This is a genomic window from Halorubrum salinum, from assembly GCF_024494575.1.
GTDB lineage: Archaea > Halobacteriota > Halobacteria > Halobacteriales > Haloferacaceae > Halorubrum > Halorubrum salinum.
Genome location: NZ_JANHDO010000003.1, coordinates 261,876 through 277,222, shown reverse-complemented (window position 1 = coordinate 277,222; position 15,347 = coordinate 261,876). Strand labels below are relative to the sequence as shown.

General features: G+C 68.7%; 19 protein-coding genes and 1 tRNA gene. 10 read left to right on the top strand and 10 right to left on the bottom strand.

The window, feature by feature from the left end:
• Positions 1 to 25: 25 nt before the first annotated feature.
• Positions 26 to 259: a CDGSH iron-sulfur domain-containing protein gene (locus NO930_RS10095; RefSeq protein ID WP_137783552.1), complete on the bottom strand. Its 234-nt coding sequence runs from the start codon at positions 257 to 259 to the stop codon at positions 26 to 28.
• Between the two features lie 115 nt (positions 260 to 374).
• Between NO930_RS10095 and msrB the strand changes: the two genes are divergently transcribed.
• Positions 375 to 797, top strand: coding sequence for a peptide-methionine (R)-S-oxide reductase MsrB (gene msrB, locus NO930_RS10090; RefSeq protein ID WP_137783553.1), 423 nt, complete (start codon positions 375 to 377; stop codon positions 795 to 797).
• Positions 798 to 858: 61 nt separating this feature from the next.
• On the opposite strand, the gene NO930_RS10085 is transcribed toward msrB, so the two are convergent.
• The 3 genes from NO930_RS10085 to NO930_RS10075 all read right to left on the bottom strand — a co-directional run bounded on the left by NO930_RS10085 (position 859) and on the right by NO930_RS10075 (position 2,694).
• Positions 859 to 2,001, bottom strand: a complete 1,143-nt coding sequence (locus NO930_RS10085) for a pyridoxal phosphate-dependent aminotransferase (RefSeq protein ID WP_256403379.1) — start codon at positions 1,999 to 2,001, stop codon at positions 859 to 861.
• Entirely contained in the window at positions 1,998 to 2,486 is a 489-nt protein-coding gene (locus NO930_RS10080) for an Lrp/AsnC family transcriptional regulator (protein ID WP_049982218.1), read from the bottom strand. The genes NO930_RS10085 and NO930_RS10080 overlap by 4 nt, the downstream gene beginning before the upstream one ends.
• A gap of 97 nt (positions 2,487 to 2,583) precedes the next feature.
• A tRNA-Glu gene (locus tag NO930_RS10075) sits at positions 2,584 to 2,694 on the bottom strand.
• A 372-nt stretch (positions 2,695 to 3,066) separates the two neighbouring features.
• Here NO930_RS10075 and NO930_RS10070 point away from each other — a divergent pair.
• The 7 genes from NO930_RS10070 (at position 3,067) to NO930_RS10040 (ending at position 6,764) form a co-directional block, all read left to right on the top strand.
• Positions 3,067 to 4,065: a phosphate signaling complex PhoU family protein gene (locus tag NO930_RS10070; RefSeq protein WP_256403378.1), complete on the top strand. Its 999-nt coding sequence runs from the start codon at positions 3,067 to 3,069 to the stop codon at positions 4,063 to 4,065.
• Between the two features lie 62 nt (positions 4,066 to 4,127).
• The gene (locus tag NO930_RS10065; protein ID WP_256403377.1) at positions 4,128 to 4,511 is read left to right on the top strand and encodes a DUF7971 family protein; all 384 of its coding nucleotides are present in this window, start codon (positions 4,128 to 4,130) and stop codon (positions 4,509 to 4,511) included.
• Positions 4,512 to 4,590: 79 nt separating this feature from the next.
• On the top strand, positions 4,591 to 4,872 hold the full coding sequence (locus tag NO930_RS10060) for a ubiquitin-like small modifier protein 1 (RefSeq protein WP_137784841.1): 282 nt from the start codon (positions 4,591 to 4,593) through the stop codon (positions 4,870 to 4,872).
• Positions 4,869 to 5,231: a MoaD-like domain-containing protein gene (locus NO930_RS10055; protein WP_137784842.1), complete on the top strand. Its 363-nt coding sequence runs from the start codon at positions 4,869 to 4,871 to the stop codon at positions 5,229 to 5,231. The genes NO930_RS10060 and NO930_RS10055 overlap by 4 nt, the downstream gene beginning before the upstream one ends.
• Positions 5,231 to 5,674, top strand: coding sequence for a DUF8048 family protein (locus NO930_RS10050; RefSeq protein ID WP_256403376.1), 444 nt, complete (start codon positions 5,231 to 5,233; stop codon positions 5,672 to 5,674). Before NO930_RS10055 ends, NO930_RS10050 begins: the two co-directional genes overlap by 1 nt.
• Before the next feature lie 77 nt (positions 5,675 to 5,751).
• Positions 5,752 to 5,976, top strand: a complete 225-nt coding sequence (locus NO930_RS10045; RefSeq protein ID WP_256403375.1) for a hypothetical protein — start codon at positions 5,752 to 5,754, stop codon at positions 5,974 to 5,976.
• 71 nt (positions 5,977 to 6,047) lie between these two features.
• Positions 6,048 to 6,764 (top strand): fumarylacetoacetate hydrolase family protein, encoded by a 717-nt coding sequence (locus NO930_RS10040; protein WP_137784752.1) that lies wholly within the window; start codon positions 6,048 to 6,050, stop codon positions 6,762 to 6,764.
• A 54-nt stretch (positions 6,765 to 6,818) separates the two neighbouring features.
• Here the strand turns inward: NO930_RS10040 and NO930_RS10035 are convergent, their stop codons facing one another.
• The 4 genes from NO930_RS10035 to NO930_RS10020 form a co-directional block, all read right to left on the bottom strand.
• Positions 6,819 to 7,730 carry a bifunctional methylenetetrahydrofolate dehydrogenase/methenyltetrahydrofolate cyclohydrolase gene (locus NO930_RS10035; protein WP_256403374.1) on the bottom strand — a complete coding sequence of 304 codons (912 nt, stop codon included), beginning with the start codon at positions 7,728 to 7,730 and terminating at the stop codon, positions 6,819 to 6,821.
• A gap of 147 nt (positions 7,731 to 7,877) precedes the next feature.
• Positions 7,878 to 9,908: an AMP-binding protein gene (locus tag NO930_RS10030; RefSeq protein ID WP_256403373.1), complete on the bottom strand. Its 2,031-nt coding sequence runs from the start codon at positions 9,906 to 9,908 to the stop codon at positions 7,878 to 7,880.
• An 87-nt stretch (positions 9,909 to 9,995) separates the two neighbouring features.
• Positions 9,996 to 10,430, bottom strand: coding sequence for a universal stress protein (locus tag NO930_RS10025; RefSeq protein ID WP_137784010.1), 435 nt, complete (start codon positions 10,428 to 10,430; stop codon positions 9,996 to 9,998).
• Between the two features lie 86 nt (positions 10,431 to 10,516).
• The gene (locus NO930_RS10020; protein WP_256403372.1) at positions 10,517 to 11,470 is read right to left on the bottom strand and encodes a transcription initiation factor IIB; all 954 of its coding nucleotides are present in this window, start codon (positions 11,468 to 11,470) and stop codon (positions 10,517 to 10,519) included.
• 353 nt (positions 11,471 to 11,823) lie between these two features.
• Here NO930_RS10020 and NO930_RS10015 point away from each other — a divergent pair, with 353 nt between their 5' ends.
• Together NO930_RS10015 and NO930_RS10010 are read left to right on the top strand one after the other, a co-directional pair.
• Complete coding sequence (locus NO930_RS10015; protein WP_158298442.1) at positions 11,824 to 11,964, top strand: hypothetical protein; 141 nt, start codon at positions 11,824 to 11,826, stop codon at positions 11,962 to 11,964.
• Positions 11,961 to 12,584, top strand: coding sequence for an METTL5 family protein (locus NO930_RS10010; protein ID WP_256403370.1), 624 nt, complete (start codon positions 11,961 to 11,963; stop codon positions 12,582 to 12,584). Before NO930_RS10015 ends, NO930_RS10010 begins: the two co-directional genes overlap by 4 nt.
• Before the next feature lie 30 nt (positions 12,585 to 12,614).
• On the opposite strand, the gene NO930_RS10005 is transcribed toward NO930_RS10010, so the two are convergent.
• Both NO930_RS10005 and NO930_RS10000 read right to left on the bottom strand, forming a co-directional pair.
• Entirely contained in the window at positions 12,615 to 14,411 is a 1,797-nt protein-coding gene (locus tag NO930_RS10005) for a rhomboid family intramembrane serine protease (RefSeq protein WP_256403369.1), read from the bottom strand.
• A gap of 105 nt (positions 14,412 to 14,516) precedes the next feature.
• Positions 14,517 to 15,272, bottom strand: coding sequence for a DUF2064 domain-containing protein (locus NO930_RS10000; protein ID WP_256403368.1), 756 nt, complete (start codon positions 15,270 to 15,272; stop codon positions 14,517 to 14,519).
• Positions 15,273 to 15,347: the final 75 nt, after the last annotated feature.

Below are 15,347 nucleotides of genomic sequence, written 5' to 3'. Positions count from 1 at the left end.
GTCTCGCTCGGCGGCTACACGACGCTCATTCGTCCGCGTAGACGATCTCGTCGATCTCGCGGCGCTCGCCAGCGGAATCGTCCTCGTATTTGTACCGTACGCCGTCTTCCTCGTCCGCGGTCGCGTTGTGCGACCCGTCACACAGCGGCTTCGTTCCGGAGAGCCCGCACTGACAGACGTAGATCATGTCGTCGTCGCCCATATCGGACTCGTCGAGCTTCGCCGGTCCGCGCGCCTCGTGCGTGACTTCGCGTGCCATATCTCGACTCTCGGCGGCCGTCGGGAAACGCGTTGTGGCCGGTCGAAACGCGCATCACCGGCGACAGGTGGTCACCCGCCGCAACCGCCTTGAGCGTGCGGGACGTACGCGTGGTATGAGCGAGACAGACGAGCCCGACGCCGCAGACATCGGGAACCTGACCGACGAGGAGTGGCACGAGCGGCTCTCCGAGGAAGAGTACCGGGTCCTCCGCGAGAGCGGGACGGAGGCGAAGTTCTCCGGCGAGTACGTCGACCATCACCCAGACGACGGGGAGTATCGCTGTGCGGCCTGCGGGACCGTGCTGTTCGACGCCGAGACGAAGTACGAGTCCGGTTGCGGCTGGCCCGCTTTCTACGCCGCCGAGGAGGAGTCGGTGACGACGACGCTCGACACGAGCCACGGGATGCGACGCACCGAGGTCCGGTGTGCGACCTGCGATTCGCACCTCGGGCACGTGTTCGACGACGGCCCGGAACCGACCGGCAAGCGGTTCTGTATCAACTCCGTCGCGATGGAGTTCGACGACGACGCGTAGGCGGGCAGTCGGCGGATCGAGCCGCGCGACTCGAGTTGACCGAATCGAGCTGACCGAGGAGTCACCAGCGCTCGTCGACGAACGACGCGATCCGGTCGGTCGCCTCCTTCAGTTCGCGCATCGAGGTCGCGTACGACACCCGGAGGTGTCCCTCGCCGCCGGCGCCGAAGACGGAGCCGGGGACGACGGCGACTCCCTCCGCCTCCAGCAGCTCCTCCGCGAACGCCTCGTCGTCGCCGCCGCAGTCTGGGAACGCGTAGAACGCCCCGCCGGGCTCGAACGTGTCGAGCCCCATCTCGTTGAACCGAGAGACGACGAGCCGTCGGCGGCGGTTGTACTCGTCGACCATCTCCTCGACCTCGTCGTCACAGCGGTCGAGCGCCTCGATGGCCGCGTACTGTGGCGTCGTCGGGGCCGACAGCATCGTGTACTGGTGGATCCGGTTCATCGCGTCGATCGCGTCCGCCGGTCCGAGCGCGTAGCCGAGCCGGAGCCCGGTCATCGCGTACGCCTTCGAGAACCCGTTGACGACGACCGTGCGCTCGCGCATCTCAGGCTGCGTCGCGATCGACGCGTGGTCGTCGCCGTAGGTGAGCGCGGCGTAGATCTCGTCGGCGATCACTCGGAGGTCGTTGTCGCGGCAGAACGCGGCGACCTCGGCGAACTGCTCGTCGCTCATCGTCGCGCCCGTCGGGTTGTTCGGGTAGCACACGACGAGCAGGTCGGCCTCGGCGGCCCCCGCGGCCTCCAGCCGCTCCGGGGTCAGCGCGAAGTCGTCTTCGGCCCGGGTCGGAACGGCGAGCGGATCGCCGCCGGCCAGCTCGACGCCGGGGGCGTAGGAGATGTACGTCGGCTCGTGGATCGCGACGGTGTCTCCCGGGTCGACGAGCGCGCGGAGGGCCAGGTCGACCGCCTCGCTCGCGCCGGTCGTGACGAGCACCTCGTCGGTCGGATCGTACCGCTGGTCGTACCGCTCGTGGTGAACGGCGATCCGCTCTCTGAGCGCGGCCATCCCACGGTTAGACGTGTAGGAGGTCTTCCCACGTTCCAGCGAGTCGATCGCGGCGGTGCGGGCGGCCCACGGCGCCGAGAAGTCCGGCTCACCGACCCCGAGCGAGATGACGTCGTCGCGGGCCTCGGCCAGCTCGAAGAACTTGCGGATCCCCGACTCGGGGATCTCGCGGGCGCGGTCCGAGAGCCTCATGGCGACACGGAGAGGCGGTCGTCGTCGTCGCCGTCCTCGAACCGCACGCCGCCGTCCTTGTACGTCTCCATGATGTAGTGGGTCACCGTCTGAGTGACCTCCGGCATGGGCGCGACCTGCTCGGAGATGAACTGCGAGACGTCCTGCATCGTCTCGCCGAGCACCTCGACGGCGAAGTCGTAGTCACCGGAGACGAGGTGTAAGGCGTCGACCGCGGGGAACTTCGCTATCTGGTCTGCGACCTCCTCGTACCCGGTCTCGCGGTCGAGTTCGACGTTGATCTCGACGACCGCCCGTATCTTCCCCTCGTCGACGCGGTCCCAGTCGATAACCGCCTGGTAGCCGTGGACGACGTGGTCCGCTTCGAGCGTCTCGATCGCCCGCTCGACGGCGGCCGCGTCGAGGCCCGTCTGGGCCGCGATGTCGTCGATGTCCTCGCGGGCGTTCCGCGCCAACACGTCGAGTACCTCGCGCTCGGCGTCCATACCCGACGATCGATCGGGGGCGGTTTAGTAGTAGCGACCCGCGCAAGACGGACGGCCGACAGCGGTCGCTAGACGTATCGGCGGCGTCGGAGAGAAGTGCTCGGTCAGGGATTTGAACCCTGGTCGTCGGCTGTCTTCCAGACCGATGTTCCGTCACACCGCGTCTGTCGAAAGGCCAACATGATTGGCCGGACTACACCAACCGAGCGCGACTTACGCTAGCGGAGCACCCGATTTAACTCTTCTCAACTCCCGCCTCTGTGTGAACGGTAGACAAGGTGTGTGACACCCGTCGATACCGTCTCGTCACTCCTCTCTTCGGACCGGTTCGACGAGTCCGTTCCGGCCGTTCCCGTCTCGTGTGTCGGCGGCGTGAACGTCGCTCGACACGATACGTCTCGATGAAGTATATAGAAACATATAGAAATATATACCTATATAGCTAGAACCGATCAGACACGATCTCATGGGGTCTCATATGCCGTATGCCCACTGAGTGTCGGTTAAACCGACTCACAAAATTATTTGAGAGTATATATCTTAGGACAGATTTATAGTGAATAGACAGATAGTGGGGAGTATGGAGACGAGGAAGGTGCAAGTCACCGGCGGCTCGACGTACACGGTCTCGATTCCGAAGACGTGGGCGACCGACAACGACGTCGAGGCCGGGACCGAGATCGAGTTCCATCCCGACGGTGACTCGCTGTTTCTCACGCCGCGGTCCGAGTCAGAGCGAACCCGCGGGACGCTCGATATCTCGGATCTGTCGGGACAAGCGCTCGCTCGGGCGGTGACGACGATGTACGTCAGCGGGTTCGACACCATCGAACTGACGAGCCAAGACATCACCACCGAACAGCGGTCGGTGATCCGGGACGCGGTACAGAGCCTCGTCGGACTGGAAGTGCTAGAGGAGACGCGCGACACGGTCGTCATCCAGGACCTGCTCGACTCCTCCGAACTGTCGATTCATAACGCGGTCACGCGCATGCGGCTGATTTCGCTTTCGATGCTCGAGGACGCGATCACCGCGCTCTCGGAGCACGACCACGACCTCGCCCGCGACGTGATCGGTCGGGACGACGACCTCGACCGCCTGTGGCTCGTCGTCTCCCGGATCTTTCGGGCGACCCTCCGGACGCCGAAGGCGGTCGAAGAGCTCGGGCTCCCCCGCGAGGTGTGTTTCGACTACCACTCCAGCGCCCGACAGCTGGAGCGGATCGGCGACCACGCGACGAAGATCGCACACCTGACGCTGAACATCGAAGACCCCCTTCCCGACGACGTCGTCGACGCCGTCGACGACCTCCACGCGGACGCCGTCGAGGTGATAGACACGGCCATGGACGCGCTGTTCGACGAGGACAGCGAGTCGGCCACGCAGCGCGCGAACGAGGCCCGGACGGGCGTCAGAGCGATCGACGAGCGCGTGCGCGCCATCGACGAACTGCTCCGAGACCTCGACCCGGCCCGCGCCCAACTGCTCGGACTCGTCGTGGACTCGGTGCTCCGGTCGGCCGATTACGGCGGCAACGTCGCGGAGACGGCCCTCCAGAAAGCGGCTCCGACGCCGTAATCGGGAGCGAGGTGGCGGCCGAGTCGCGTGGGTTTTTCACCGTTCCGACCAGACGACCACGTATGCCACAGATCGACCTCGGCGTGCCGAAGGGCGTCGTCGAGTCGCTGCCCGAGGAGGACGGAACCGCAGAACGCGACATGCGCAGGGCGATAGCCGGTATCCAGTCGCGGCTGAACGAAGAGATCGAAGGCCACGACCCCGCGGCGGCGGCCGAGGTCGTCGCCGACGCCGTAGAGCGCATGGAACAGCAGGCGAGCACGTATCACGAGTTCGTTCCGGAACTGCGCGCGTGGGGGCAATCGCCCATCTACGCGATCGCGTGGCGGAACCTCTACGTCGAACTGATCGGGCAGCTGTACGACCACGAGTGGCTCGGCGACGACCTCGACCGCGAGCGGAACTTCCGACTCGTCGAAGACGGAATTCGGCTCTCCGATCTGTAGCGCCCCCGATACCGCTGTCGGGCCCGTAGCGCTCTCCGCTGTCGCCCGTTTTTAAGCCGTCGCGTCCCGATGTCCGCACATGGACCTCGAACTGCGATTTTTCGCCACGTTCCGCGAGGCCGCCGGCGGGAAAACCGTCGAGGCGTCGTTCAGCGAGGGTTCGACCGTCGGCGACGTGTTACGGGAGTTAGAAGCGGAGTACGAGGGGATGGCCGGTCGACTGGTCGTCGACGGGGAGTTGGCTCCGCAGATCAACGTCCTGAAGAACGGACGGGAGGTGCTCCACCTCGACGGGCTCGACACGCCGCTCGACGACGGCGACCGGCTCTCCGTGTTCCCGCCGGTCGCGGGTGGGGTATGACGGACGCGGCCGGAGGAGCGGGCGAGACGGACGGGCCCGACGACGGCGACGCCGCCGACGACGCCCCGACCGCGGAGCCGGGATGGGAGCGCGAGACCGTCGCGTACCGCGGCATCTCGCGCCGGCTCGCCGCCCACTACCTCGTCAACCTCGGCGGTGAACTCGTCGGAACCGACGATCCCGCCGAGGCGACCCGGGTCGACGGCGACGGCTGGCGCGCGGCGCTTCGTGCGGACCGCGTCACCGCCGCCGGCTCGATCGCGCTCACCGAGGTGACCGCCGAGTTCGCCGGCGACCCGGACGCTCTCGCCGAACTGCTTCCCGCGTACCGCAAGAAAGCGATGCGGGCCGGCGGGTGATGTCCGGCGACGAGGGGGCGGAGCGACCGGGCGAGGGGGGCGGGACGGACGGACGAAGAGACGGCGGCGCGTCGGCGGACTCCTACCCAATCGAGGGGGCGGCGCTCGTCACGTCGGCGGCGCTGGCGAGCGTTCCCGCGTCGCGGCTCCCCGAACTGCTCGCGCGCGTGCAAGCCGATCTCGGTCCGCGGATCGACGCGTACCGGCGGCGGTACGAGCGGATCGCCGCCGACGCGGACCGCGAGGCGTTCCTCGTCGAACCGGATCACTGGGAGTCGATCGCCGAGCGGTTGGACCTCGACGACCGCGAGCGCGACGCCGTCGTTCGGGCGCACGAGGCCGCCGTCGTCCGCGTCGGCGGAGACGGCCGGGCTCGCGAGGAGTTCGAGACCGCGCTGGAGATCCGCTCCGGCGTCGTCATCGGGGTCGAAGAGACGACGTAGACGAGAGCGGAGCGGCGGCCACCGTGCCGACCGACGCCGTCCAGACATCTAAGTGGCTCCGACAGCGACCGGGGCCTATGGACGAACTCCTCGACGCCGTCGACCTCGTCGCCGACCTCGGGTTCGAGAGCGTCGTCGCGTGGCTCATCCGCGCCGTCGGGCTCGTCAGCCTCCTCGGGGGGCTCGCGCTCTGGCTCCTGACCGAGACGGGGCTCCTCTGGATACCCGCCGGCCTGATCGCCGTCGGGCTCGTGTTGCTCGTCGTCCCCAGCCTCCTGCTGGCTCTCGCGGAGTTCGCGTGAGGGGTCGGTGCGCGCCGACGGAACTCGACCGTCACCGACGCCTTTTCACGCCCGCAGAGTGAGGTGCGGGCATGCGACTCGCACGCCTGCTCACGCCCGAGGGACCGGTGTCCGGCCGCTACGAGGACGGGACGATCGTCGCCGAAGACGGCCGCTACGAGGTCGGTCGCGACGGCCGCCTGCTCCCGCCGTGTGACCCGAGCGCGCTCTACTGCGTCGGTCGGAACTACGCGGAGACCCTCGATCAGATGGAGTACGAGCGGCCCGAGGAGCCGGACTTCTTCATCAAGCCGCCGACGAGCCTGCTCGCACACGGCGAGGAGATCCGCTACCCCGACTGGACCGACGAACTGACCTACGCCGGCGAACTCGTCGCCGTGATAGACGAGCGGTGTCGCGACCTCGATCCCGAGGACGTGCCGGACGTCGTCCGCGGGTACACCATCATGAACGACGTCGACGCGCTCGACCAACAGGGACGGACCGCGCGCAAGGCGTTCGACGGATCGGGACCGCTGGGCCCGTGGATCGAGACCGACGTGGATCCGACGAACCTCGACATCTCGACCACGGTCGGCGGCGAACTGCGGCAGGACGCCAACACCGAACTGATGCTGTTCGGTCCCCGCGAGATCGTCGCGTACCTCTCGGAGCGGTTCACGTTCGAACCCGGCGACTGCGTCGCGTTCGGGAGCCCGGCGAACCCCGGGCTGGTCGAGCCGGGCGAGACGGTCGAGATCACCTACGAGGACGTCGGAACGCTGTCGAACCGCGTCGTCGAGCCGTAGCTCGGATACGACGTCCGAAGCCGGCTCGGTCGAACCGACTCAGCCGAAATCGGCTCAGTCGAGGTCGAGGTCGACGCCGTGTTGTAGTCCGGCCGCCTTCACCGTGTTGTACAACAGCATCGCGCGCGTCATCGGTCCGACGCCGCCGGGAACCGGCGTTATCGCGCCCGCGACCTCGCTCGCGGAGTCGTAGTCGACGTCGCCGACGAGGGCGTACCCCTTCTCCGTGTCCGCGTCGACGCGGTTGATACCGACGTCGATCACGGTCGCTCCGGGCTTGATCATCGAGCCGTCGACGAACTCCGGGATCCCGGCGGCCGCGATCACGAGGTCCGCGTCGGCCAGCTTCCCCTCCAAGTCCTTGGTCCGCGAGTGACAGACGGTCGTGGTGGCGTTGCCGACCGGTGACTTCTGTATCAGGAGGTTCGCCATCGGCTTCCCGACGATGTCCGAGCGACCGACGACGACCGCGTCTGCCCCCTCGGTCTCCACGTCGTACGCGTCGAGCAGCTTCTGTACCCCGTGGGGCGTGCAGGGCTTGAACCGGGCGTCGCCGGCGACGAGCCGCCCGACGTTCTCCGGGTGGAAGCCGTCGACGTCCTTTTCCGGGTCGATCTGGCGAAGAACGCTCCGCTTGTCGACGTGGTCCGGCACGGGGAGCTGGACGAGGATGCCGTGAACGTCCTCCCGCTCGTTCAACTCCTCGATGGTGTCGTACAGCTCCGCCGCGGGGGCGTCGGCGTCGATCTCGACGTGGATCCCCTCGATTCCGACCTCCTCGCAGTCGCGCTGTTTCATCGACACGTACGTCTCGCTCGCGGGGTCGTCGCTCATCAGCACGGTGGCGAGCCCCGGTGTCACGCCCGCGGCGTCGAGCGTCTCGACGTGGCCCGCGACCGCCTCGCGCACGTCGGAAGCGACGGCGTTTCCGTCGATGATCTCGGCTTCGTCGATGGACTCGGTCATACCGAACCGACGCCGAGGTGATATAAAAACTACGCGGGATCGTGCGTATATGGCATTTCGAAGTATCCAATGTGTTCGAGAACGTGGATCGGCGCGTGTCGGCAGGGTCCGACTCGACCGGACGCGCCGACGGAGCGCCGGGAGCGTTCAGCGTCCGTCGGCCTCGTGAGCGTCGACTCCCTCTCCGGGCTCGCCGTCGTTTCCGGGCTCGCCGTCATCTCCGGGCTCGCCGTCGTCGCCGTCGTTGCTGTCGTCTCCGGAGTCGTCTGTGGCCCCGTCGCCGTCGCTCGCTCGCCCGGTGTCACTCGGGGCTTCGGACCCGCTCCCGTTCTCGTCGTCTCGGGCGGAATCAGACCCGTCTCCGTCCGTCTCGCGGTCGTCGGCCGACCCACCGGTGCGGTCACTGTCGTCCGCGTCAGTCGCGCTCGCTTCCGGTCGGCGGCCGGCGTCGCCCTCGGCTTCCGGGGGGTCCGCCGGGTCGGCCGGTTCGAACCCAGCGGTCTCAAGCTCCGCCTCCGGTCCGTCTCGTGGGTCGTAGCCGCGCTCCCGGAGCGTCTCTCTGACCGCCGCCCTGTCGACGGTCCCCGAGACCGTCCGCGGGAGTTCCTCGGCGTACGCGATCGTCTTCGGGATCTTGAATCCGGCGAGCCGCGTCCGGAGGACCGAGAGGAGCCGCTCGTCGTCGACGGTCGACGGTCCGTCCGTGCCGGCTGCCGGCGCGCGCTCGGCGTCAGGGTCGGCGTCGGGGTCGTCCTCGTCAGCCGAGACGCCTTCGACGTGGTCGCCCTCGTCACTCCCGGAAGAGACGCCGTCGGTGGAGGCGCTGACGACCGCTGATTCGGCGACGAGCAGCGCGGCGACGCGTTCGCCCCACACGTCGTCGTCGAGGCCGACGACGGCGGCCTCGTCGATCCCCGGAACGGCGTGGAGCGCGTCGAGCACCTCGCCGGGCTCGACGTTCTCGCCGCCCGTGATGATCCGGTCGTCGAGGCGGTTGAGCACGTACAGGAACCCGTCCTCGTCGACGCGACCGACGTCGCCGGTGTGTAACCCGTGGTCGCCGAACGCCGAGCGATCGAGCCGCGTCGGATCGTCGGGGCCTACGTATCCCGGCGTGATCGTCGGTCCGTCGACGACGATTTCGCCCGTCTCACCCGCGTCGACCGGCGTGCCGTCCTCGTCGACGATCGTCACGGTGGTGCCGAACAGGGGGCGACCCACGGTCCCGATCCGGTCCGCCGTCTGCGTCGGCGTCGCGGTGGCGATCTGCGACGCGGACTCGGTCATCCCGTACGTCGGATACACCGGCACCGAGTAGTCACGGCACCGTTCGAGCAGGTCGTCCGGGGCGGGTGCGCCGCCGAGAAGCACAGCGCGGAGCGAGTCAGAAAGCGTCCCGCGCCTGTCGAGCATCTGGGTGAGCATCGTCGGGACGAGCGACACGCCCGTCACGTCGTACGCGTCGATATCGTCCGCCGTCTCGCCGGGTCGGAACCGCTCGCGAAGCACGAGCGTCGTCCCGTACAGCGCCGAGCGGTACACCGGTGCGAGCCCGCCCATGTGGTGTAACGACAGGGAGACGAGCCACCGGTCGTCCGGTTCCATGCCGAGCCTGAACGCGGACGCGACGGCGGAGCTGTACACGTTCCCGGCGGTGAGCGGAACGCCCTTCGGTTCGCCCGTCGTGCCGGAGGTAAAGAGCAGACAGAGGTGATCGGAGAACTCCCACTGGACCGGTTCGACGGGCTGCGGCTCGACGGCGTGGACGGCCTCGACGGCGTCGTTCGTCGGATCGTCGACCGAATACACCGGGGTGTCCGAGATATCGTCGACCGCGGCGCACGCGGCGTCCTCCGTCGGCTCCGCGCAGACGACGGCCGACAGGTCGGTCCGTTCGACGCGCTCGCGAAGTTCGCGTCCGGTGAGTTCCGGCCCGAGCGGGACGAACGTCGCGCCGATCCGCATCGCCGCGTGGACGAGTCCGACCGTCCCGACGTACGGGGGCGTGAGCACGCCGACCCGGTCGCCCTCTGAGATCCCGCGAGCGACGAGCCGGCCCGCGGTCTCGGAGACCAGGTGATCGAGATCGGTGTACGTCCACGACTCGCCGTCCTCGGCCCGTACGAGCGCCGTCTCGTCAGGCGAGGAGACGACGCGGTGAGACAGCCAGTCCCGCACGGGGATCACCGCGTCCTGGAACGGAACGGGCCCGGTCGTCTAGCAGGCTCACGGAGGGCGAGACGCGCCGCCGATCGCGTCGGGAGGCTACTCATCCGCCGGCTGTCGAACGGTCAGTACGGGGACGTCCGCGGTCCGAACGACGCGCTCCGTAACGCTGCCGAGGAGGTATCGGTCGAGCCCCTTCCGACCGTGGGTACCCATGACGATCATGTCGACGTCGTTCGACTCCACGTAGTCGCGGATCGACTGGTAGGCGGTCCCCGTAGTGACGGTCGTCTCGCAGTCGACGCCGGCGTCCGCCGCGGCGTCGGCGACGCGGTCCGTCGCCTCCGTGCCCTCCTCTTCGAGCGCCTCGACGACGAGTTCCGCACCGGCTTCGAGCGAGGAGTACGCGCTCCCGTCGACCACGTAGAGCGCGTGAACTCGCGCGTCGTACTGTGCAGCGAGATCGAGCGCGTGCTCGATCGCCGCGTCGGACGCCGGACTGCCGTCAGTCGGAACGAGGATCTGCGAATACATTTCAGACGACGGTACGGCCGAAGCGATTAAAAACCCGATCACCGGAGTCTGCGACGAGGCGACCCCACCCCACCGGAGCCGGTCGCCTACCGGAACCCCATCGCTTCGATCTGCTCTTGATACCGGTTGCGGATGGTGACCTCCGTCACCTGCGCGACGTCCGCGACCTCGCGCTGGGTCTTCTTCTCGTTACAGAGCAGCGACGCGGCGTAGATCGCCGCGGCGGCGAACCCCGTCGGGGACTTCCCCGAGAGCAGCCCCTGTTCGGCGGAGACGTCGATGATCTCCGTCGCCTTCGACTGGACCTCCTCTGAGAGCTGGAGCGCGGAGGCGAAGCGGGGGACGAACTGCTTGGGGTCGACGGGTTTCAGCTCCAAGCCGAGCTCCTGTGAGATGTACCGATACGTCCGACCGATCTCCTTTTGCGGGACGCGCGACACGTCTGCGACCTCGTCGAGACTGCGGGGAATACCCTCCTGACGACAGGCGGCGTAGAGGGCGGCGGTGGAGACGCCCTCGATAGAGCGGCCGCGGATGAGGTCCTCGTTCAGCGCGCGGCGGTAGATCACCGAAGCGACCTCGCGTACCGAGCGCGGCACGCCGAGCGCGCTCGCCATCCGGTCGATCTCCGAGAGCGCGAACTGGAGGTTGCGCTCGCCCGCGTCCTTCGTCCGGATCCGCTCTTGCCACTTGCGCAGCCGGTGCATCTGCGACCGCTTCTCGGAGGAGAGCGACCGCCCGTACGCGTCCTTGTCCTTCCAGTCTATCGTCGTCGTCAGCCCCTTGTCGTGCATCGTCTCCGTGATCGGCGCGCCGACGCGCGACTTCGACTGCCGCTCCGAGTGGTTGAACGCCCGCCACTCCGGGCCGCGGTCGATGTTCCGTTCGTCGAGCACCAGCCCGCAGTCCTCACAGACGAGCTCTTGATCCGCGTCGGTGACGATCTCCGTCGAGTCACACTCCGGACACGAGAGGGTCTCTTCGTCCGACTCTCGCTCCGTGTCCCGCTCCTGTTGGCGCTGACGGCTCGGACGTTCCATTATAAGGTTTCTGGTTACTGCCGCATTTAAGTCTTTGTCCGAGCCGGCGAGCACGCCTCGTCGTCACGCCGTCTGCCACCCGGTCCGATCACGCGACGGCGACGCCACGGTGACCGTTTCGGCCATCGACACCGCAGTGTCTCAGTTCCGTGATACGCCGCGAGCGCCGCACGCCGAACACGAAACGTGACCGTCGTCCGCGGACGGAACCACTCGTCGCCGCCCGCCTCCACGCCCTCCGTTCGCGGCGACGCGTGAAGGTGCGTCGCGGCGTCGACGACCGGCCTGCGGCCGAAAGTATTACTTTTAAACATTCACGAACTGTTTTATATTACTCTCTCGTGCGTCGCGGTATGCACGCGACTGGAGCCGGCGGCGTCGACGACGGCGGGGGTGTCCGGCGTCCGCTGCCGGCGAAGGAGAGACGCGGTTCGGGGCGATCAGACGGGCCAGACGCCGCCGTGTCGGCGGGGCGGACGACGGCCGACAGATGACGTCGAAGCGCTCTCTCGCAGCCAAGCTGGGCGTCGTCACGGGCTTCGAGAACCCCCAAGCCGCCCTCGAACAGTACCCGACGCCGCCTGAGCTGGCCGCCCACGTCGTTCACCTCGCCGACCTCCACGACGACGTCGACGGGCGAACCGTCCTCGATCTCGGCACCGGCACGGGGATGCTCGCGCTGGCCGCGGCCCTCCGCGGTCCCGCCCGCGTGATCGGGGTCGAACTCGACCGAGCAGCGCTGACGACCGCGACGGAGAACGACCGCCGCGTCGCGGCGAGCGCTCCAGTCCACTGGATTCAGGCCGACGCGACGCGGCTCCCGCTCGCGATTCCCGACCCCGTCACCGTCGTCATGAACCCGCCGTTCGGCGCACAGGACGGGAACCGAAACGCGGACCGCGGCTTTCTCTTGACCGCGAGCCGCGTCGCGGACGTCTCCTACTCGGTTCACAACGCCGGGAGCCGGGAGTTCGTCGAGGCGTTCGCGGCCGACGAGGGCGGCGAGGTGACACACGCGTTCGCGGCCGATTTCGCGATCGACGCCCAGTTCGACCACCACACCGAGGCATCCCGCGAGATCGACGCCGAGGTGTACCGGATCGAGTGGCGCTGACGGGGTCGTCGTCCGCGGCGCGTTCCCCGCCTACTGACGGCCTTCGTACAGCTCCTGTCTGGCGACCTGTAGCCGCGTCTCGCCTCGTTCGGCGTACACCCGAGACCCCTCCCGCACGAACGAGACTCCCCGGACCGTGACCGACTCGTTTCTCGCGGGCAGCGGTGCGGTCTCCGTCCACCCCTCGTGACCGACGCGGAGTTCGAACCCGCCGTCGACCGCCGCGACGAGGATCTGACGCCCGTCGATCCGCCCGTCGACGCGCGCGGGATCGCTCACGAACAGGGTCGAGCGCGTCTCGTTTCGGATCGCGTCGACCCGGTACGTCGGCCCCCCGCCGGCTGCGACCCACCCGGTCCGCTGGACCCAGACGGTCTCGCGCCAGCCCGTCCCGCCCACGTCGACGGCGCGGTAGCCCCAGAACGCCAGATTCCCCCGCGAGACCGCGGTGGTCCATATCTCCCGGTCGGGGTTCGCGACGATCACCCCCGAGGTGTTCACCGACGTCGACCGTCCGAACGCCTCGACGTCGACGGCGCTCACGAGCCGGTTCTCGACGTTTTCGGCGTAGGTGATCTGGTACTCGTCGACCTCGATCGGATCGCCCGGCAGGTCGCCGCCGTCGTCGACGGTCACGAGGTTCGGGACGACGGCTGGACCGGCGACGGCGGCGAGCGCCGCGAGGAGACAGAGCAGACCGACCGCGGCCGGCGTCGCCGACCGAACTGCGCCTCGGACCGTCTCGGGGCGAGAGACGGCGCGGTCAGGCCATATCGGCTCGTCGCGTCCGGCGACCGCGACGGCGACGATGGACGCGAGCACGGCGAGCAGCCCGAGACCGAGCGCGCGGTACAGCTCGAACCGCTCGTTGCCGAGGTACCAGTACACAGCCCAGATCCGACGCGATGCGCCGAACAGCAGAACGCCGCCGAACGCGGCGAGCGCGGCGACCCCGGACCGATCGGCGTCGGTGGGGACGCGGGGGCCGGTGTCCCGACCGGAGACCGGGGCAGAACCGTGCTCGCGTCGCCGGCGGACGAGCCACACCGCGGCGAGTGCCCCGACGATCAGCCCGAGTGCGTGGCCCTGCACGGCGACGTTCGCCCACCCCGGCGGGCCGTACGAACCGGTCGCCTCGCCGACCGCCACCGGACTGCGGAGCGTCCAGTAGGCGACGCTCGCGAGCGTCGGTCCGGTCAGCGCCGCCAGCGAGCGGACCGGGTAGTGGACCAGCGCGAACCCCCAGAGCGCGAAGACGGCCGTCGAGAAGCCGATCACCGGACCGAGCGCGAAAAGCGACGAGAGCACCGCGAACCCGAGTATCGCGCCCGGAACGACGACGAACGCGCGAACGTACGGGTTCGAGACGAGCGGCCCGTCGCGCGCGGACGCGTCGAGGAGGTTGTCCGCGATGGAGGCGGCGCGGCGGCGGTCGCGACCGCCCGGCGCGTGACCGTACGCGTACTCGGCGATGCTTCCCGCGACGAGCGCGGAAAACAGGTTGCCGGTGAGGTGTCCCAGTCCGGAGTGCGCGAGCCCGGCCCAAAAGAGCCCCTCGGCGTAGAAGTACGACCACGACCGGAAGGGGATCGCGACGGGCCGGTAGGGGTTTGAGATCCCGTCCTGGACGAACAGGTAGACTCCGACGACGACCGCGATCGAGACGAGCGTCCCCCACGGGACGCCGTAGAGGAACCGCGTTCGCAGCGCGCGCGTCCACCCGCCGTCGGGCCGATCGACCGCGTACACGGCGAGCACCGCGACCGCGGCGAGCGCGAGTCCGACGCCGAGGTGCGCGGCGTCCGAGAACGCCACCCCAGTCACCATGTCGTGTAGCGAACGGGCGTCGACATATCAATCCGCGGGTGGACCGGACGTCGATCCATCGGGCGCGTCGGTCGCAGGCTGCCCGCTCGTCTCGCTCACGCTCGCTTACTCGCGCACGACGCGCGGCTCGCCGTCCTCGACGACCACGTCGAGTCCGTGTTCGTGAACGAACGCGGCGGTGTAGTCGGGCACGACCCGCTGGGCGGTGAACCGCGCGCGCAGCACCGGGAGCGCGTCGAGCAGGTCGCCGCCGTCGACCATCGACGGCGAGGGTTCGACGAACTCGACGTCGAGGCCGGCGTCTCGTCCCCGGGCCGCGAGTGTCGGGAGACTGGGCGCGTCGAACGCCCCCTCGAAGTCGATCGGCTCGGTGAACCCCGCGTAGTAGGTCCGACCGCGGGTCGACGGGCCGAGCACGACCTCGTTCGTCCGGAGCTTCATCGCGGCCGAGTCGACGAGGGTGCGCGAGAGCAGCGGCGCTTGCGGCGTGACGACCGCGACGGAGTCCGCGTTCTCCTCGCGCAGGAGATGCGTGACGGTGTTGCCGGCGCGCGCCCCGAACGACGAGCCGACCTGTCGCTCGAAGCGGACGTCGCCGGTGCCGCCGAGCGTGTCGGCGACGAGCGTTCGGAGTTCGGCCTCGGGAGCCGTGTCGGTGCGGTGTTCAGCGGGCAGGTCGTCCCCGTCGGGATAGTTGACGAGGAGGTCGCCGCCGGAGCGGTCGACCGCGAGCACGGCGTCGCGGAACAGCGCCTCGTACAGTTCTGCGGCCTCGGCGGTCGACAGCGGAGTCGACTCCGCGAGCCCGGTCGCGACGAGCCCCTCGCGGGGCGGCTTCGCCAGCACGACGACGACGGTCATGTCTCGAAGCAGTCGCCGGCGCGCCTTCAACTCGCCGTTTCGGCTGCGGAGTCGCCCGGTCGAGCGCAGCGGGGA